Genomic DNA, 18406 nt, shown 5'->3' with positions numbered 1-18406 from the left:
CGCGAGCGCATCGCTACAGGGAGGCTCAGCACGCGGCGGGCTCCAGTTGCGGACTCTCCACCCCGTCTCCGGCGGCGTCCCGGGGCCTGCGACGCACGCCGGCGAACCCCATCGTCGCCCCCAACGCCAGGCCCAGAGCCAGCGCGTCCATCGGCATCTCGGGCAGCGGCCAGACGGCGGATATCGCCAGCAGGCCGGCGGTGACCGCCGCGCTGATCTTGGCCGGCGCCGACGCGCGGCGCAGCGCCGCGAAGATCGGGGTGAGCGCGAACCAGGCGAACACGACCATGCCGACCGCCCCGGCTTTGGCGAGCCACCATTGGTAGAACAGGTGGGAGTAGGTCGGGCCCAGTTTCCAGGCGAAGGCGTTCGGGTCGTTGCCGTGCGGCAGCTGGTATGCATAGCCCAGGCCGTGGCCGAACAGCGGCGCCTGGGCGATGGCGTGGTTGAGTTGCGCGTTCTCCCGCAGCCTGTCCAGCGTCGACTCGTCGGTGGCGAGCGCGCTCGCCGAGATCCCGCCGAAAACCCGCTGATTGAACGCGGTGAACTGATCGCTGAGCCATGCGCCGGCCTCCGAATGCTGCAGCAGGAACAGCGATCCCGGGACGGTCAGCGCGAACACGACCGCACCCATCGCGGTGACGACGGCAGTCCGGCGCAGGGCATGCCAGCCGAAGCTGGCCAGGAACGCGACCACGGCCGCCACGCCCACGGCGATCAGCGTGTTGCGGGAGAAGGACAACAGCGAAATGATCAACGCCGGCGGACCCAGCGCGAAAAACACTGCGGCCCTTCCCCGCCCGACGATCGCGGCGGCGGTCAGCGCGCTCAGCGCCGCGGTCGCCGGCGTCTGGGTGGACAAGACGATGCGCAGTGCCTGCCCGGCGCCCGTGGCCTCCTCCAGGTTTTCCGCCCGGCCGGCCAGCCGGATCGCGTGCAGGGAACTGACTATCGCCATGAACGCCGAAAACCACAGGATGACGACCATCACCCGGATGCACCATTTGACGTAGTCGCCGTAGACGACCAACATGCCCAGCACGAACCCGACCACCATCTCGAGCAACGTCGTGCACTCGCGCATGACCATCGTGGTGTCATGCCCGCTCTCCAACCCGACCACGGTGTAATACGCCACGGTCAACGTGAACGCGCCCGGCAGCACGTAGTCGGAGAACCGCAGCTTGACCAGTGGGAGCAGGTACAGGATCGCCAGCAGCGCGGCGATTTGGTAGGCGAAGATCGCCACCGGGCCGATCACCTTGCCGACGTGCAGGCCTTCGGGCAGGGCCGCGAACGCTCCGAACAGCGCAACCCCCACCATCCCTTCGCGTTTCACCCAGAACACCACCAGGCAGAACAACGCGGCGATCAGCAACACGCCCTCGGTGGTCCGGCGCACCGACAGCACGCCGAAGACGAAGCACCCGAACACGAAGACCGCCAAGAGCGCCGCGTCCACCGCGAGGCGATGACGGCTGCGCAGGTAGGGGATCACGCCTGCCCGCTGACCTTTGCCCGGTAGTTCTTGACCGCGGCCCGCACGTGCAGGGAAGGCCGCGCGTCGGTCAGCACCGTGCCGACGATCTCGGCGCCGGCCGAGCGCAGCGTGGTCAGGGCGTCGTTCAGTTCGTCGACGGTGGTTCGACCGGCCCGCACCACCAGCACGGTGGCTTGAACCGCGCCGGCCAGCACGGCACTGTCGGCCGCGGCGAGCACCGGCGGGCCGTCGACCACGATGCGATCGAAATGCGACGACAACTGCAGCAGCACTCCGTCGACGACTCCGGGCAAATACGCGCTGCACGGCAGGGTTTCGCGGCGGACGGCTCGCGACGCGAGAACGAACAGCTTCGAAATCGGCGTCGGCTTGACGGCTTCGGGAGCGATCTCGGGATTGGCCAGCGCATTGCCCAGCCCCTCCCCCGATTCGACTCTGAGCAAGCCGGCGATGACGTTGCGGCGGGTATCGCCCTCGACAAGCAGGACGTCCTCGCCGATTTCGGCGAGCGCCATCGACAGGTTGACCGCCGTCATCGTCGTTCCCTCGCCGCCGAAGGGCGCCGCGAGCAGCACTCGCCGGGCATCGGGCCCCATGGCCCGAAGCAGCCGCGCGCGCAATCCCCGCACGGCGTCGTCGAGGGCGGCGTCGGTGCCGAACCGCGGCGCGCTGCCGCGCTTTCCGGGCAACTCCGCCAGCGTCGGCAAGCCCGAAAGCTGTTCCAGTTTTTGGCGATTGCGCACGGTGCGATCGGCGGCCTCGCGGGTCACCGCCACCGCGATGCCCAGCAGGATCCCGGCGACGAACCCCATCGCCACGTTGCGCACCGGCACCGGCGTGATCGGATGATCGGGGATGCGGGGCGGCTCGACCACCTTGGCCCGGGCGACCGGCATCGGCTTCGACGTCGGCGGTGCCGGCCCTTCGGCCGGCAGGCCGGGGCCCGTGGTGGGCTCGCCGGGTTGCGTCCGGGGTCCCGGCGCGTCGCGGCCGTTCGGCCCCGCGTTCGCCCCCAGGGTCGGGACGAGGGCGGCGAATTGGTCGGCCATCGCTCCGGCCAGCGCCGCGGCGCGCCCAGGGTCGGTGTCCTTGACGCTGATCGTGAACAGCATCGACTTCGCGGTGTATTTCACCTGCGTCTGGCTTACCAGGTCGTCGGCGCTGATCGGGGCCTGGATCTGAGTGATCGCGCGCGCGGCCACGGTGCGACCGCCGGCGATCTGTGCGTACGACGACAGCCGTTCCTGGGCGGTGAGCGTCCCGTTGTACAGCTCGGTCAGGTCCGTGGCGCCGGGAAACGAGATGAGCACGGTCGCCGTCGACTGGTAATGCTTCGTCTGCAGCGCGGTGACGGCCGCCGCGCCGATGGTGCACGCCAGCAGCGCGCCCAGGGCTAGCTTCCAGTGCGCAAGAAGAACCTGGACGAAGGTGCGGAAATCCATCCACTAGCCTTTCTCAGCCGGGGCCGTTCGGTTCGCGTCGATATTGTTTTGCTTCACCACCGCCGCGAAAAGCCCCTTGGACATTATGCAGCATCACGTGCTGCATGGTCGCAACCAAAATGGGGGCATCGTGGGTGGTCGGAGACTTTGCTGGCGACCCAGAATGCCGCTCACTGGCCGGGCGCAGAAGTCGACTCGTCCCGCGGAATGTCCAGGGTCGCGAGCGGATAGCACCCGGAGCCGTCGCGACCGCCCCGCGCCAGCGACATCGGCGGATAGTCCACGACGTGCGACGCGCCCGGCTTGTGCTGTTGCCAGTCGACGGATGCGCACAGCGTGTAGAAACCCGGCGCCAACCCGCCCATGTCGACAGCAACGGATTCGCTGGACGACGCCGGCACCGGCTCGTTGCCGGAGGCCCCGCTGACCAGCGCCTTCAGCGCCACGGCGGAAGGGAGTGTGCGGACGACCGCGCCGGAGAAATCCACCAGCCGAAAGCCGGGAACCCATTTCTCGACCGCGGCCGCGGCGCCGTGGTTGGTCCACACCACCGATATGGTCGCCACGCGGTCGCGCACCGACTGCGAGTCCGGCCGCGCCTCGACCGAATATCGGTAGCCGGCGGCGACGTTGGCCTGCGCCCACAGCAGATACAACGCCGGGTCCATCGCCGAGGCCGAATCGACCGCCGGGAAGTTGAAGCTCGACGTCATCGACACGTGGTACTTGACGACGTCGCGCAGGCCCCTTTCGTAGTAGGCCCGCGGATCGCCTCCGTCGGGCAATTGGCACCATTCGGTGATCACCAGCGCCGAGGCCATCCGGTCCTTGATCGCACCGACCAGCGGGTCCTTCTTCTGCACGTAGTACGAGCCGTCCGCCTCGGCCCACGCGGGCAGCGGCGACAGCACGCCAAGGCAATCCGAGCGGATGCCCGCTGGCGCGGAGAGCTTCTTGGTGACGTCGTCCGCGAGCAGTTGGCGCACGATCTCCGGGTTCAGCGCGGTGGTCACCAGTTGGGTGTGGGGGAAGGCGTTGACGTTGGCCGCGACCAGTTGTGCGATGGCGGCTTTGGTGATGCTCTGATCACGAAACTGGCTGTAGTAGCCCAGCTTTGCGATGCTGTCGTCGGGCGGCGCGCCGGGTGCGCCGAGCTTGTCCCGAAGATACGCGATGTGGTTCTCGCTGAAGTCCCCGTAGCCGGAGAACTCGAAAACGCTCAGCCGCTCGTCGCCGTCGTAGCGGCGACCGAGCGCCTCGAGCAGCTGCCCGAAAGCGGTGAGGTAGCGGGGATCGTTCCAGTTCGGCACCACCTGGGTCACACCGGGTGTCCACCAGTACCTTTCGGGCCCGACGTAATCGATGGCCGCGGGCCGCATCCAGTCGGGGATGGCGATGTTCGTGTTGTTCGCATAGGTGACGTCGCAGCACGAGTTGTAGGCGTAGACCCGCAGGCTCAGCCGCATGTTCCCGGCGGCCGCCTTGGCCAGCGCGTCGTCGATCACACTGAAGTCGAACTTGCGATCGTCGGGCGCGTCGGGGGGCAGCGTGCCGGGGTCGGTCGGCTGCAATTGGCGCCAGGACACCCGCACGCTGGCGTCATGCGCGGCGGGCCACGGCGGATACCGTCGCTGCGCGGGATTGCCTTGCGGGAAAAGCGGCATCAGCAAGTCCTCGTACTGGCCGCGCAGCGGGTTGGCCACCTCCTGAACGCCCAGCGGTATGGCCGGGCTCGAGATGACGGTCAGCGGCAGGGGGCCGCCCGAGTGCGCGCACCCGCTCAGCGCGAGAGCCGAGCAGGCGAACAGCACCGCCGCGGTTTTCCTCAATGTTGCGACCACCGTTGCGATGCTAGATGGCCCTCGGCGCGAATGCCCCACGGCACGAGAGGAAACGCGTCGGCGAGCCGTGCCGCCGCGTAGTAGGACCCGGCGACGCGATCGGGCATGATACTCAGGCGCAAACACGCTGCGATCGCAGGGAAAAGGGGTTCGAGAAGTTACGTCGCCGGAGCCCGGTCGGGCAATCACCGTCGAGGTGAGCGGTCTGTCGTTCGACGCGCTCACCCAGGATCAGGTCGTCGACGTTGTGCGCGAGGCGTGGGCCGGCGGTCGCGGCGGATCGATCGTCCCCGTCAATGTCGACGTGGCCCGTGCGGCCACCCGGAATCCGGAGCTCGCCCGCCTGATAGCCGGGGCGTCGCTCGTCATCGCGGACGGGATGCCCCTGGTGTGGGCGGCGCGCATCAAGGGCGACGGGCTTCCCGAACGCGTCGCGGGCTCGTCGCTGCTGTTCGCGTTGAGCGCGGCGGCCGCCGCCGACGGCCGGTCGGTCTACCTCCTCGGCGGCGCCGAAGGGGTCCCCGAGCGGGCGGCCGAGGCGCCCGCCGCGCGGACTTCCGGCCTGCGCGTCGCCGGCGCCCTGTCCCCCGCCTTCGGGTTCGACCGAACCGAGGAAGGGACGCGGGAGGTGCTCTCGACCGTGGCGGCCGCCGCCCCGGACCTGGTATTCGTCGGCCTGGGCTTCCCCCGGCAGGAGCGCCTCATCGAACGCCTGCGCCAAGAGCTGCCCGCCGCCTGGTGCCTCAGTTGCGGGGGCGGCATCCCGATGGCCGCGGGGGTCGTGCGACGTGCGCATCCGGTGCTCCAACGACTCGGCCTGGAGTGGCTGCACCGGCTGATGCAGGAACCGCGCCGCCTCGCCGGCCGTTACCTTCGCGACGATCTGCCTTATGCCCTCATGCTTTTGGCACGCGCGACGGTCGACCGTGTGCGCGCTGGCCGCGCGGGACCCCGGGCGCGGCACGGGCGGTCAAGATGAGTTGCACTGCGGCGGCAAGGTCTTCGGCCACAGCGTCGGCGCCGTAGGTATCGCCGACGCCGCGCCGCAGCAGCACGGTCGCCGCGCCGGCCGCCCGCCCCGCCCGCACATCGCCTTCGGTGTCACCGATCATCACCGAGCGGGCCAGATCCAGGCCCTGCTCCCGCGCCGCGCGCAACAACAGGCCGGCGGCGGGTTTGCGACAGTCGCAGCTGGCCGACGCGTGCGGGCAGTGATAGGCGGCGTCCAGCCGGGCGCCCTCGTCCGCCAGAAGTTGTTCCAGGCGTTCGTGCACGGCGGCGTAGGACGCCGGATCCGCGGAATCTTCGGACAGCCACCGCTGGTTGGTCACCAGGACCGTGCGCAGGCCGGCCGCATTAAGGGCCGCAACCGCTTTCGCGGCGCCGGGCAGCAGCACCAGCTCCTCGGGCGACCGGATGTACTCGCCCGCGGCGGCCTTGACGTTGATCGTTCCGTCTCGGTCCAGGAAGACGGTTCGCACGTCGCGCAGATCGGGTGGTGCCACCGTCAGGAGGGCCTGGGAAACAGTGCGGCTTCGACCATTTCGCAGATCGTGTGACCCAGGTGCAGGCACGCCTCCTGGATCCGCGCGGTGTCGTCGCTCGGCACGCGGATGCCGATGTCGGCCATCTCGGCCACCTTGCCGCCGCGCGCGCCGGTGAGCGTCACGGTGGTCATCCCCGCCGCCGCGGCCGCCTCCAGCCCGCGCACGACGTTCGGCGAGTTGCCCGACGTGGTGAGACCGACCACGACATCGCCCGCACGCCCGGCGGCCAGCACCTGGCGGGCGAACACCTCGTCGTAGGAATAGTCGTTGCCGATGGCGGTGATCGCCGCCGTCGCGTCGGGGAGGCTGATCGCCGCCAGGCCCGGACGGTCGAACGCGAAACGGCCCATCAGCTCGGCGGCGAGATGCCCTGCGTCCTGCGCGGATCCGCCGTTGCCGAAGAAGATCACCTTGCCGCCCGCCCGCAGGGCGCCGATGATGACCCGCGCGACCTCGACGGTCTGCGCCGCGTAATCACCCTCCAGCATCCGCTGCTTGACGGCGATCGTCTCCGCGAGCCGTTCCTGCACCAGGCGCTCGCTCGGTGTCACGACGTCGGAGGTGTTCAGGCCGGCCATGTGGTCAATCCCTTGCCCTCGAAGGCGAATTCGCTCGCGGTGGCCCCGGCGGCCACCAGCGCCTCGATGAGGCGGTGCTTCTTTTCGAAGTCGCAGAACAGCAAGATGTAGCCGCCGCCGCCGGCCCCGGTGAGCTTGCCGCCCAGCGCGCCGTTCCGCAGGGCGAGATCGTACAGCTCGTCGATGTGCTCGTTGCTGATGTAGGGCGACATCCGTTTCTTCTGCGTCCACGCCTCGCCGAGCAATGCGCCGAACTCATGCAGCTTGCCCGTCAGGAGCGCGGCCTTCATGGCCACCGCGAGTTCCTTCTGGGCCCGCAGTCCCGCGAGGGTGTCGTCGGCGCCGGTGGTGGCCCGCCGTGTTTGGTCCTCGATCACCCTGGCGGAGTCGCGCGTGATGCCGGTGAAGCACAGCAGCAGGCTGAGTTCGAGCTCGAAGGCGGTCTCTTCGCGGATCCGCAGGGGATTCACGATCACCCGGTCGGTGAACTCGATGAAGTTGAATCCGCCGAAGGTCGCCGCGTACATGTCCTGCAGGCCACCCGTGATGCCGAGGTCCTCGCGTTCGATGGCGCAGGCCAGCTGGGCGGTCTCGTACTCGGCCATCGGCACGCCGTAGTGCTCGGCCAGCAGGCCCGTGAGCGCGACCATCATCGTCGACGAGGAGCCCAGCCCCGAACCCGGCGGGGCGCTGGAACGCAGCACCAGGTCGTAGCCGTCGGTGCCCTCGCTGCCGAACCTACGAACGGCGGCCTTGATCAGGTCCAGGCTGCCGTCGTAGGGGATCTCGCTGTCGAGGCTGATTTCGGTGGTGGTCTTGAAGTCCACCGACTCGATGGTGACCTTGCGGTCGGTCCGGGGGGCCAGCGATCCGTAGGCGTAGCGGTCGATGGTCGCCGACAACACGCAGCCGCCTTCGGTCGACGGGAAGGGCGGCACGTCGGTGCCGCCGCCGGCGAACGAAATCCGCAGCGGCGCACGGGCCCGGATTCGCGGACGCGTCAGGGCGGGCCGTCGCTGTACCGCGGCCCCCGAGAGAGCACCCTCGCCTGGTGTCACGGCCACCGTCATTGCCAATCTCCCAGTGGGCCATAGAAATTCATTCCGCGCCTCACGAAAGGACCTGTCCGCGCCGCAATGCGTTCGGTCTCGATGCGGCCCGGTTAGCTTAACAGGCCGGCGCGCCGTCAAATGCGGGATTTTCCGCGGGTCACCCTCTGCCGCGAGCAGACGCAGAATCGCACGATAGGAGGCGAAACAACGCGATTCTGCGTCTGCTCGCGCCGGTTGCGCGCGCGCCTGCTCGCGGTCAGTCGCGCGCCTCGACCACCCAGTAGCCGTGCTCGGCGTATCGCGCCCTGATGGCTTTCTTGTCGTACTTGCCCACGCTCGTGCGCGGTATCTCGTCGACGAACGTCCACCGCTCGGGCAGCCACCACCGAGCGACCTTGTCCTCGAGGTACTTTCGCAGTTCTTCGGCGCTCAGCGACGAGTGCTTCGAGACGACGACGGCCAGCGGGCGCTCCTGCCAGCGCTCGTCGGGGACCCCCACCACCGCCGCCTCGACGACGTGGGGATGCGCGATCAGGCAGTTCTCAAGCTCGACCGAGGAAATCCACTCGCCGCCGGACTTGATGACGTCTTTGGCCCGGTCGGTCAGGGTGACGAAGCCGCGCTCGTCCAGGCGCCCGACGTCGCCGGTGCGCAACCACCCCGAGTCGAACTTGGAGTCGTCGCGGCCCAGGTAATACGACCCGGTGATCCACGGCCCGCGAACCTCCACCTCCCCCACCGCGGTGCCATCGTTGGGCAGCACCTCGCCGCCGTCGTCGACGATCCGCATCTCCACGCCGCACAGCGGTTGGCCCTGCGTGGCCCGGTAGTCCCAATGCCGGTCCTCGGGCGTGTCGGGCGGCGGCCAGGCCATGGTGGCCATCGGCGAGGTCTCCGTCATGCCCCACAGCTGCCGGATCTGCACGCCGTGCTTCTCCTCGAAGGTCCGCATCAACGAGACCGGGACGGCGGAACCCCCGCAGACGACCAGCCGCAGCGACGAGATGTCGTGGTCGGGATCCTGTTCGAGGCGGTGGGCGACGTCGTTCCAGATGGTCGGCACCGCTCCCGCCAGGGTGGGCCGCATGGTCTCGACCATGCCGATCACCGATCCGGCGTCCAGGTGCCGATCGGGCAGCACCAGGTCGGCACCGGCCATCAGCGCCGCATACGGCAGCCCCCAGGCGTTGGCGTGAAACATCGGCACGATGGGCAACAAGCGGTCGCTCGCCCCCACCCCGACGCCGTTGCTGGTGCACGCCGCCATCGCGTGCAGAAAGCTGGAGCGGTGGCTGTAGACCACGCCTTTGGGGTTGCCGGTGGTGCCGCTGGTGTAGCACATCGCGGCCGCCGAGTGCTCGTCGATGTGGGGCCAGTCGAAGTCGGCGGACTCCGCAGCGACGGCATCGGAGTAGCGCAGCACGGTCTTGCCGGCGTCCTGCAGCGGCGCGGTGTCGCAATCCCCGACCACGATCACCGTGTGCACCGTCGTCAGCTCACCCAGAATGGGCGCCAGCAACCCGACCAACGACGCGTCGACCAGCACCACCCGGTCCTCGGCTTCGTTGGCGACGTAGGCGATCTGCTCGGGGAAGAGCCGAATGTTGAGGGTGTGCAGGACGGCGCCCATCGACGGCACCGCCAGGTACGCGGTCAGGTGCTCGGCGTTGTTCCACATGAACGTCGCGACCCGCTCGCCTCCCGTGACGCCGACGCGGCGCAGCGCGTTCGCCAGCCGGCCGGCGTGCCGGCCCAGCTCGCGGTAGGTGCATTGCCGGTACCCGTCGCCGGTGAAGGTGGTGACGATGCGCGGCCCGTGGACACCGCAGCCATGCCGCATGATCGCGGTGATGGTCAACGGAAAGTCCTGCATCGTGCTGTCCATCGAGCTCCCGCCTCCAAAGTCCCGGGCGCGGCAAGGCGTCCCGCCGGGCGAATGCTATCGCCGCGCGCGGCTACTTCGAAACAGTTCCCGCCATTGGGCAGGCCCCAATCCGCCGGCTACACGAGCGCCGGTTCGCGCCAGACCGCATCGTGCGCCGGGAGGCCCTCGGTCGCGGCGTCTGGGGCGCCCTGCCACGCGGAGGACCGCACCGGCGCGACGGTGACCGCCCCGCACTGGTCCGCGACGTAGAGCCATGTGGCGTCGGGGCTTTCGATCACGCACGACGGGTGGTCCGTCACCGCCACGGCGCCGACGACGTCGAGAGTGGGGGCGGCCAGCACCGTGATACCGGTGTCGCCGATCAGGTAGATGCGAGCACCGTCGGCGCTGACGGTCAGCCCGGTCAGCATGCCGCGGACGTCACCGACCTTGCGCGTGCCGGTGATCCTGTGGGTCCGCGTGTCGACCGCGTCGACCACGGCGCCCTCATCGGGGGCGCAGCTGGCCACGTATGCCAGGGCGCCGTCGGGGCTCAACGCCACGTCGCGGATCGGCATTCCGATACCGACCGTCGCAACCGGCCGCGGTGCGTCGGTCGCCCGCATGATGAGCAGCTGACCGCCGTCGGGCCCGTTGGCCGCCAGGTAGAGCCGGGCGCCGTCGGGGCCGATGCGCACGCATTCGGCGGTGGCGTGCGGCGCCGTCGGCAGCCCGACCGCCGCGACGCGTCCCGTCGCGGTCTCCAGCACGGCCAGGTCGGCGCGGTCGCGGCCGTTTCGGGTCGCGTAGACCCGGCTGCCGTCGAGGCTCGCCGCCAGTCCGGTGACGTGGTGCTCCAGCGGGTGGGTCGCGACGACGGAGTTTGCGTGCGGGTCGATGACGGCGATCGCGTCGCACGCCGGTGACACGATGCTGACGTATGCCCGGTCGCCGAGACCGTCCATCGCGATCGAGAAGGGCTCACCGAGGCCGGCCACCGTGCCCGTCACCCGCCACGTGTCGGTGTCGATCACCGACACGCTGTCGCGGCCGTAGTTGGCCGCCAGGAGCAGGCCGCCGTCGGGGCTCCCGAGGAGGTCGCTGATCGGGCCCTCGTCGACCGCAATCCGGACTCCGGGCGCACGGTGGCGGCCCTGTCCATCGTTCCGGGTGGTATTCCGGCCATTCAGCTTGCTCACGTTTGGCACCGCCTTGTTCTTCATGCACGGGCGGGGCAGGCATCGCTGCCGTCGTGCGACCTGCGTCGCCCGACGCCGCCCGGATCAAATGGGATTTCGCGCCGAATGGCGCCCTGTGAAGTGGCCCTGTCGGTCGAGTCTAGCGACCGCGGTCACGCGGAAATGCCGGAAAGTCGTTACTGCCGGCGCCGCACGGTTGTTCGCCTTATTTTTCTCTTAAGGAAATGCTTGTGAAGCGCGGCGGGGTATTGCCTCAGCTAATACGGAAACCTCGTCTCGCCGGAGGTTCAGCGGTGACAGCGACGGCGGCGAGAAAGTTCCCGTCCGCCGCGGTCTGCAAAGAATTCTCAGTATCGCCGCCCGGGAGAGGCAAATATCACACGAGCGGACCCCGCGTGGCGGGCTGTGTCACCCGGGTTGTCGTCGACACGCTTCACCCGAACACCAGGTCGGGAAGAGATGTTGGCCAGGTTGAAGGTCGCGGCGCGCGCCGCCGAACGGGGATATTCAGGGAAGTTGGCCGTGGCGCGGGAGACAGACCCTCACAGCGCGTTCTGGTCGTGCTCCCCGGTGCGGATGCGAATCACTCTGTCGACCAGCGATACCCAGACTTTGCCGTCGCCGATCTTGCCGGTGTGGGCGGCGCTGACGATGGCCCCCACGATTCGCTCGGTGAACTCCTCGGCTACGAGTACCTCGATACGGACCTTCGGGACGAACTCGATCCGGTACTCGGCGCCGCGGTAGACCTCGGTGTGCCCGCGCTGCCTGCCGAATCCCCGGACTTCCGTGACGGTCATACCCAGCACCCCGACGGACTCCACGGCGTGCCTGACATCGTCGAGGGTGAACGGCTGGAGGATCGCGGTGACCAGCTTCATGGCCTTTTCGCAATCTCAATCATCCACGGGCTCAGCGGACTTGGCGACCACGGTCCGCGTCGGCGCCGACGCATCGACCCGCCGGCCCGTGACTAGCGTTTCGTCGGGGTAAGCCTCTTCATCGTGCACACCGAGGTCGCCGGTTTCGAGCACCTCGTCGGGCAACCGCAACTTCATGAACAGGCCAAGGACACGCAAAATGACGAACGTCACCACGGCATCCCAGACGATGACTGTGGCCGCGGCGCCGGCCTGAATCAGTATCTGCTTGGGATGGTGGCCGTAGAGCCAACCGGCAAACGTCACGTCCTGTCCCGTGCTGCCGCCGAGGTATTCGACGATGTGCGGGTCGGCGAGCACTCCGACGAGCAACCCGCCCGCCAACCCAGCCACGCCGTGGGTGTGGAACACACCGAGGGTGTCGTCGACCTTCTTGAACGGCCTGGTCTTACCGAGCCAGTTCCAGGACATCCAGACGAGGGTCGAGGCGACAACCCCGATGATCATCGCGCCGAAGCTGTTGACGAACCCGGCGGCCGGCGTGATCGCGACCAGGCCGGTGATCATGCCGTTGACGGCGCCGAGGAACGTGGGCTTGCGCTGCTTGCTCGCGAAGATGTCCCACAGCACCCAGGTGAGCAACGCGACGGCGGTGGTGAGGTTGGTGTTGATCACCGCCAGCGACGCGTCAGCACCGGAGAAGTACGGGTCACCGCCGTTGAACCCGTTCCAGCCCAGCCACAGTACGCCCGCGCCGACCGCGGCCAGAGGAAGGTTGTTCGGCACGGCGCGTTCCCGGTCGCGCGCCAGCCGCGGACCGATCACCGCGGCCGCGACGAATCCGGACGTTCCGGCGGCGAGGTGGATCACGTATCCACCGCTGTAATCCAGGGCCCCGGCGTGTGACCACCAGCCGCCGCCCCACAGCAGGAACGCATTGACCGAATAGGCGAAGGTGGACCACAGCGGCACGAAGATCAGCCAGACCTTGAAGCTAATCCGGCCGATGACGCTGCCCAGGAAAAGCAGCGGGGTGATAGCGGCGAACACGAACTGGAAGTACGCCAGGGTGGTCTCGGAGAAGCGGAACGACGGCATGGTGCCGTCCAGCAGCGGGATGTAGGCGATTTGCTGGTTGTTGCTGCTCAGAATCGTCCTGGGTTTCCCGACCGCCGACTGCAGAATGCCGGGGCCGAGCTTCAGCGGCTCGCCGAAGCCCATCTTGAAGCCCCACAGCACCCATACGACCAGCACCAGGGAGAACCCGGTGAAGGCCATCAGCATGGTGTTGACGGCCCACTTCTTCTGCACGATTCCGCCGTACAGAACGGCGATGCCTGGAATGCTCATCAGGCCGACCAAAGTCGCCGCCACCAACTGCCAGGCGTTGTCTCCGGGATTCAGCCAATCGGGATAAGGCAACATGGTTCAGGCACACCCCAATTCGAGCCGGCGGGCAATAAATCAGCCGCGGTGCGAAGTGATGTTGTAGACGGGTGAAGCGTCGAATGGCAATGTTTCGACTGTGTGTGCCCGAGTTTAAGAATTGATTTCTAAATCGCCGTGCGGCTAGCTGAACTGGGTCTTAGGCCGCGGCAAAGCGATCCCGTCGACGACGATATCGAGCTTCTCGTTGTAGAACGCGACGAGACCGGCTATCTGGCCGACCGCCGGAAGCGGGTAGTGGTAGGTCCACGCCAGGTCGGCATGCAGGGTGTCGCCGGCGCGCACCGACCAGTAGCCCGACGTCACCCCCTTGTACGGGCACAGGGTCTGGGTGGCACTGGGTTCCAGGTGTTCGAAGGCGACATCGGTCGGGTCGATGTAATACCTTGTGGGCAGACCTGTTTCGAAGAGGAGCACCGGAGTTGCGGTGTCGGCCAACACGATCCCGTCGAGCTCGATCCGGATGTGGCGGTGCGAGCGCAGGGCGTCGACCCGCGAATACGGGTTCCGCGGGTGGCCGTAGATCTGCTCGTCCTCCTCGAACCACCGCAACGGCTCCCAGTCGAACCGCACGGTGCCGCTCAGCGGGCCGGCGCCGTCGAACACGCGCGCGGCGGAGGGATGGGTCGCACGCCCGCCCACCAGGGAGTACAGCCGCGAAGCGCCGAATTGCACGTGCTGGGAATGGTTTTCGTCGCGAAGGAACTCGTCCCTGACGTCGGCCAGGGGGATGTAGTACTGCGGATAGTAGGGCACCTCCCACACGTAACGGGCCGCGACGGTGTCGAACACGAGCGCGTCCCCGAGGTAGCCGCGGACGCGCCGTGGCGCGGGTTCGATCCGGCCGCGCTCGGCGGCCATCCGGGGGTAGTCCGGGTCGGGTGCCATCGGTCGCCTACTGGTCCCTCGAGGCGAGCCCGGCCGGCGCACGGTCGATCGCGGCGCGGATGGCATCGGCCAACGCCAGGGCACTCTCCTCGGTGAGCTCGAGGGCGACCCGCGCCGACGGTCCCAGCCGCGGATTGATCACGTCGATGTTGACCGTGTGGCCGTACGGCGCGTGGACGGGATGGTCGACGTAGACCGTCGCCAAGTTGGCGCTGAACCACCCCGTCGCGCCCTTGCCGCTGCCGTCGATCTCGACTCGTTCCGTGAGATAGGTGCACATGGCCGGGACCTAGCCTTTCAGGTGGGTGGCGAAGAACTCGTCGATGTGGCGCCAGCCGTCCAGCGCCGCCTCCACGCGGTAGGCGGGGCGGTCGACGGCGAAGAATGCGTGACCGGCGCCCTCGTAGGAGTGGAACTCATGCTGCTTGCCCAGCCTGTTCAGTTCGGCGTCCAGCGCGGCCACGGCGTCGGGTGAGGGGAACTGGTCCTCGAGCCCGAACAGGCCCAGCAGCGGACAGCTCAGGTTGGGCGCCAGGTCGAGAATCGGTTTGAAGGCCTTGGGCATGCCCTCGGGCGGATCCTCGACGATGAACGCGCCGTAGCAGTCCACCGCGGCGTCGAACGGGAGCGAGCACGCCGCCAGGTAGGCGTGCCGTCCGCCGGAACAGTGGCCGATGACACCGAACCTGCCGTTGGCGCCCGGCAGTGAACGCAGATGCTCGACCGCACCCGCGACGTCACCGACCAGGCGGTCGTCGGGAACCCCGCCGGCAGCCCGGGCCGCGGCGGCAGCATCATCCGGGGAAGCGCCCGGGGCCTCGCGGGAATACAGGTTCGGGGCCACGGCGTGATAGCCGTTGACGGCGAGGCGCCGGACGAATTCCTTGGTCGCCCGGTCGTATCCGGGCATGTGGTGGATCCAGACGATTCCGCCGCGCGATCCCTCGGCAAGCGGCATGGCCCGATAGGCCTCGATCTCGTCGCCGCCGTGGCCGGTGATGCTGATCGTCTCGGCTCTGATGGCGTCCGGGCTGACTGCGTTCATCGCGATGCTCCTCGTTCGGCCGCGGGGGACGCGGAAACCAACGTATCCGTCAGTGCCGCTTGTCGCGGACCTTGTAGGTGGAGGGCCAGGACTTGCGGGATTCGTCGCCGGTCAGCGGGGTCCCCATGCCCCCGACCTTGACGTTGTAGGCCTCCTTGCCGGGACCGACTTCGCGGTTGGCGTGTTCCTGGGCCAGGTAGTACAGCTCGTCGATGCTGGCCTCGTCGTACGCGACGAAGGAGGTTTCCCGCACAAGGTCGTCGATTCCTGCAAGCATCCGGTCGGGCAGGTACCGCGAAACCAGCGCCGCCGCCCCCAACATCGAGAACGGAATCACCCAGTAGCAGACGAAGGACAGCGGCGTCCTGGTGTCCAGGAGGCTCGGGTCGCCGCCTACGATCGGCGGAATCGCGGACGACACCGTCATGCCGGCGAACGTCGCAACCCATATCCACGTCTGCACGCTGACGTACCGCCCGAACAGCTCGGTCTTGACCACGTCCGGGGGTTGCTCGGCGGCCGCGAACCTGCGCACGAACGGCCTACCGATCAGCGCGCCGCCGAGTGTCACCAGCAATAGCCCCGCGAAACTAACCGGCAGTATCCAGCGCTGCAGCAACGTCTGCGTGAGGGTGAAGGTCAGCACCGTCAGCACGGAAAACATTGCCAGAGAGCCGGTCTCGAGTTCCAGCCCCAGCGCGCGCGGGGCGCATCCCTGCGCCGCTGTGGCCGTCACCATCACGAGGGTCAGCGCGAACGCGACCAACACGGCGGCGCCGAAGGGGACGTTACCGACAAGGACCCAATAAATCATCCACGGCGCAAGGCCGGCCAACATGCCCACGATCGGTCAGTGTATTGAGTGGCGCTTCGTCGCGGTGTCGGCGGCAGGCTTTAGCTTGGCGAGCGCCGGCCGTACAGCATCCGATAATGTCAGCGGGCTCGCACACCACCCGGGCGGGTGAATGCTGTTCGTGCCCGGTATTTCGTGGCCCACGGACAACGGCGCACAACGGTGGATCACCCGGGCCGCTGGGCCGTGTGGGACAACAGGCCGAGCCGGAGCGGCCCTGACCGTCATTGACTTAAAGGGTCTCCAGCGCAGTGGCCGTGGTCTTTCAGCACCGTTCCCCCGCCGGCTGCTGCCAGTGCCGCTGCCTCCGCGTCATCGATTGTCGGGCCCCAGCGTCCGAAGTAATGTGTCTTCGCAGCGTTCATCACCATCGCGATGCAACCACCCGGCCCGCCGCTCGCCAGAACACGACAGTCGCTGAGGTGACACGCCGAGGTTGCCTCCTGCTCGGCCTTCGATTGGGTAGATGCTCCATCAATGATGTTTATGTGCCCAGTCGAATCCGATATCGCCATCGCAATCCAGTTGCCGTCGGCACGCGCGAGCGGCGCCGCCGCGAATGCCACGCAGATCGCTAGCGATGCCGCTACTGCTGCTCGTTTCGTCATAGGCTTCCCAACCCTGTTTCCCGTGCGCTGCGCCGTCGACCGGGGCCTCTCGCTCAGCCGGCGCCGAGCGCCAGCGCGTCGCCATATAGGCAAGCTCTCCCAGCGGGAAGATTTTACGCAGTAATCAGCGCAGTCAGCAACGCGAGACGGCGCTCGCACCCCGGCAGCCGACGGGAGCCCCACGCATCGTCCAGGTCGTTGCGGATGGGGCGGTCCGGCGGGCGCTACTATCGACTCAATCCGCCGGCGGCGCGTACGCCGCCTCACAACGTGCCTCCGCTCCCGGGCTGACGCTTACCCGACGGCTTCCCTCGAAGGCCGGACAACTTGACGTCCGGACAACTTGAAGTCCGGAGAATGGGGAGCCGATACGCTCCTGGCGTTCCTGAGTGCACCACCCGCCTGCCAAGCCAAACCACCGTGACCGGATTGGAGTAGCGTGACTTCGCCGCCGTTACACTTCAAAGAGAGTCCGTCTTTTACAGCGGATCGCGCGGCGTATTGGCGTCACATGCGCGAGCTGGGCCCGGTGGTGAAAGTCGACACGGGCGAGCCGGCGCTTCGCGGTTACTTTCTCACCAGGCGGGACGATGTGCGCGCAGCTTTGCTCGACCCGGACACGTTTGTGTCGCCGCCGAAAACCTTCAAGCTCGCCTGGGGCGGGGTACCCCTTCCGCAGGTGCCCCTTTCTTGCGGGACGCCAGAAGAGCATGCCCGTTTCGCCCGCGTCTTGCATCCGCTCTTCAGCCCCAAAGCCCTGGCGCCCTACGCTCCGGCCTTACGCGCCCAGGCCGCCGCGCTGATCGATCCGATCGCCGCCAAAGGGCAGTGTGACGCAACGAGACTCGCCGACAACTACGCCTGTCAAGCGATGTGCACGGTGTGTGGGATGCCGGGCAAACGGCCGGCTCGGCTTATCCAGGCCGCAGTAATCGGCGACTCCACCGGGGCGGCCGAACTTGCTCTGCTCAAGTGGCTGAATTCCCAGCTGGGAGCCGCTATGGCAGATCCGCAGCGCCCGCCCGGCGTTCTCTGGCCCCTGCTGGAGGGACTCGAAGGCGATCACGACTTGTCGCTCAGCAGGTTCGAAGTGACCGCAGTCATCCTCTTGTTGTTCTCCGTTGCCGGCATCGAGATGGTTTCCGCGGCAATTTCTTTCACACTTCTACGTCTCGCGCGCGATACACAGCTGCAGGCCCGGCTGCGCGAAGACCCGGCACAGATTCCGGCGTTCCTCGAGGAAATCTTGCGACTGGAGACGCCAGGGCCGGCCATTCCGCGCGTCACGACGCGGGACGTCACGATCGGCGGCGTCACAATACCCGCGGGCAGTGCGGTGTGGCTGGCTTTGGAAGCCGCGGGCAGAGAGAACGGCGGCGACGAGATTTCGACGGCCGGCGACGGAAGGATCCGACGGCAGCGCCACTGGGCATTCGGCAGCGGGATGCACAGATGCTTGGGCCTCTCTCTGGCCCGTCTTGAAATGGCCGAGTTCGTGAGTGAGTGGTTGAGCTCCATCCCGCAATTCGAACTAGCGGCGGGCTCCGCCCCGGCGATTGTGCACAAACCGGTCGGCGTGACGCACCTGGACACCCTGATGCTGCGCTGGGAGGCCCGTTGAGCGCGCCGGCGCGGGCCACCTTCGGCCGCTCGCCGCGTCT

General features: G+C 68.0%; 16 protein-coding genes and 1 pseudogene. 2 read left to right on the top strand and 15 right to left on the bottom strand.

Translation table 11 applies throughout. The features are described 5' to 3' along the window. Positions 1-25: 25 nt before the first annotated feature. From BN971_RS06935 to BN971_RS06925, 3 genes are all read right to left on the bottom strand, one after another. Positions 26-1498, bottom strand: coding sequence for an O-antigen ligase family protein (locus tag BN971_RS06935; protein WP_085180053.1), 1473 nt, complete (start codon positions 1496-1498; stop codon positions 26-28). Next, positions 1495-2943 carry a tyrosine-protein kinase domain-containing protein gene (locus BN971_RS06930; RefSeq protein WP_085180052.1) on the bottom strand — a complete coding sequence of 483 codons (1449 nt, stop codon included), beginning with the start codon at positions 2941-2943 and terminating at the stop codon, positions 1495-1497. The genes BN971_RS06935 and BN971_RS06930 overlap by 4 nt, the downstream gene beginning before the upstream one ends. Before the next feature lie 170 nt (positions 2944-3113). Continuing rightward, positions 3114-4793, bottom strand: a complete 1680-nt coding sequence (locus tag BN971_RS06925) for a hypothetical protein (protein ID WP_372511999.1) — start codon at positions 4791-4793, stop codon at positions 3114-3116. Positions 4794-4980: 187 nt separating this feature from the next. Between BN971_RS06925 and BN971_RS06920 the strand changes: the two genes are divergently transcribed. After that, positions 4981-5763: a WecB/TagA/CpsF family glycosyltransferase gene (locus BN971_RS06920; RefSeq protein ID WP_245836606.1), complete on the top strand. Its 783-nt coding sequence runs from the start codon at positions 4981-4983 to the stop codon at positions 5761-5763. On the opposite strand, the pseudogene BN971_RS06915 reads toward BN971_RS06920, so the two are convergent. From BN971_RS06915 to BN971_RS06860, 12 genes and pseudogenes are all read right to left on the bottom strand, one after another. Further along, positions 5681-6382, bottom strand: a pseudogene (locus BN971_RS06915) (D-glycero-alpha-D-manno-heptose-1,7-bisphosphate 7-phosphatase); the annotation flags it as partial. The gene BN971_RS06920 and the pseudogene BN971_RS06915 overlap by 83 nt on opposite strands. Beyond that, complete coding sequence (locus tag BN971_RS06910; RefSeq protein ID WP_085180050.1) at positions 6292-6909, bottom strand: D-sedoheptulose-7-phosphate isomerase; 618 nt, start codon at positions 6907-6909, stop codon at positions 6292-6294. The pseudogene BN971_RS06915 and the gene BN971_RS06910, both read right to left, overlap by 91 nt. After that, positions 6897-7913 carry a GHMP family kinase ATP-binding protein gene (locus BN971_RS06905; RefSeq protein ID WP_085180077.1) on the bottom strand — a complete coding sequence of 339 codons (1017 nt, stop codon included), beginning with the start codon at positions 7911-7913 and terminating at the stop codon, positions 6897-6899. Before BN971_RS06905 ends, BN971_RS06910 begins: the two co-directional genes overlap by 13 nt. 304 nt (positions 7914-8217) lie before the next feature. After that, entirely contained in the window at positions 8218-9846 is a 1629-nt protein-coding gene (locus tag BN971_RS06900; RefSeq protein ID WP_085180049.1) for a fatty acid--CoA ligase, read from the bottom strand. Positions 9847-9962: 116 nt separating this feature from the next. Further along, a complete protein-coding gene (locus BN971_RS06895) occupies positions 9963-11024 on the bottom strand; it encodes a YncE family protein (RefSeq protein ID WP_169718569.1) in 1062 nt (353 codons plus the stop codon). 542 nt (positions 11025-11566) lie between these two features. Further along, positions 11567-11905 (bottom strand): P-II family nitrogen regulator, encoded by a 339-nt coding sequence (locus BN971_RS06890; protein ID WP_085180047.1) that lies wholly within the window; start codon positions 11903-11905, stop codon positions 11567-11569. A 15-nt stretch (positions 11906-11920) separates the two neighbouring features. Next, a complete protein-coding gene (locus tag BN971_RS06885; RefSeq protein ID WP_085180046.1) occupies positions 11921-13330 on the bottom strand; it encodes an ammonium transporter in 1410 nt (469 codons plus the stop codon). A gap of 144 nt (positions 13331-13474) precedes the next feature. Next, positions 13475-14239: a DUF427 domain-containing protein gene (locus tag BN971_RS06880; protein WP_085180045.1), complete on the bottom strand. Its 765-nt coding sequence runs from the start codon at positions 14237-14239 to the stop codon at positions 13475-13477. 7 nt (positions 14240-14246) lie between these two features. Then, positions 14247-14519, bottom strand: coding sequence for a DUF6295 family protein (locus BN971_RS06875; protein ID WP_085180044.1), 273 nt, complete (start codon positions 14517-14519; stop codon positions 14247-14249). A gap of 9 nt (positions 14520-14528) precedes the next feature. Further along, the gene (locus tag BN971_RS06870; RefSeq protein WP_085180043.1) at positions 14529-15284 is read right to left on the bottom strand and encodes a dienelactone hydrolase family protein; all 756 of its coding nucleotides are present in this window, start codon (positions 15282-15284) and stop codon (positions 14529-14531) included. Between the two features lie 49 nt (positions 15285-15333). Beyond that, positions 15334-16128 carry a hypothetical protein gene (locus tag BN971_RS06865; protein WP_085180042.1) on the bottom strand — a complete coding sequence of 265 codons (795 nt, stop codon included), beginning with the start codon at positions 16126-16128 and terminating at the stop codon, positions 15334-15336. Positions 16129-16361: 233 nt separating this feature from the next. Further along, positions 16362-16745, bottom strand: coding sequence for a DUF4189 domain-containing protein (locus BN971_RS06860; RefSeq protein ID WP_085180041.1), 384 nt, complete (start codon positions 16743-16745; stop codon positions 16362-16364). Positions 16746-17256: 511 nt separating this feature from the next. Between BN971_RS06860 and BN971_RS06855 the strand changes: the two genes are divergently transcribed. After that, positions 17257-18366 carry a cytochrome P450 gene (locus tag BN971_RS06855; RefSeq protein ID WP_085180040.1) on the top strand — a complete coding sequence of 370 codons (1110 nt, stop codon included), beginning with the start codon at positions 17257-17259 and terminating at the stop codon, positions 18364-18366. The last annotated feature ends 40 nt before the right edge of the window (positions 18367-18406 follow it).

It is taken from the genome of Mycobacterium bohemicum DSM 44277, assembly GCF_001053185.1.
GTDB classification, from domain to species: Bacteria; Actinomycetota; Actinomycetes; order Mycobacteriales; family Mycobacteriaceae; genus Mycobacterium; species Mycobacterium bohemicum.
This window is presented reverse-complemented; position numbering and strand designations above follow the sequence as displayed.

Coding starts and splice junctions, on each gene's coding strand:
- BN971_RS06860 (WP_085180041.1), bottom strand. CDS start 16,745: ATGACGAAACGAGCAGCAGTAGCGGCATCGCTAGCGATCTGCGTGGCA.
- BN971_RS06855 (WP_085180040.1), top strand. CDS start 17,257: ATGCGCGAGCTGGGCCCGGTGGTGAAAGTCGACACGGGCGAGCCGGCG.
- BN971_RS06875 (WP_085180044.1), bottom strand. CDS start 14,519: ATGTGCACCTATCTCACGGAACGAGTCGAGATCGACGGCAGCGGCAAG.
- BN971_RS06930 (WP_085180052.1), bottom strand. CDS start 2,943: ATGGATTTCCGCACCTTCGTCCAGGTTCTTCTTGCGCACTGGAAGCTA.
- BN971_RS06890 (WP_085180047.1), bottom strand. CDS start 11,905: ATGAAGCTGGTCACCGCGATCCTCCAGCCGTTCACCCTCGACGATGTC.
- BN971_RS06900 (WP_085180049.1), bottom strand. CDS start 9,846: ATGGACAGCACGATGCAGGACTTTCCGTTGACCATCACCGCGATCATG.
- BN971_RS06870 (WP_085180043.1), bottom strand. CDS start 15,284: ATGAACGCAGTCAGCCCGGACGCCATCAGAGCCGAGACGATCAGCATC.
- BN971_RS06880 (WP_085180045.1), bottom strand. CDS start 14,239: ATGGCACCCGACCCGGACTACCCCCGGATGGCCGCCGAGCGCGGCCGG.
- BN971_RS06910 (WP_085180050.1), bottom strand. CDS start 6,909: ATGGCCGGCCTGAACACCTCCGACGTCGTGACACCGAGCGAGCGCCTG.
- BN971_RS06885 (WP_085180046.1), bottom strand. CDS start 13,330: ATGTTGCCTTATCCCGATTGGCTGAATCCCGGAGACAACGCCTGGCAG.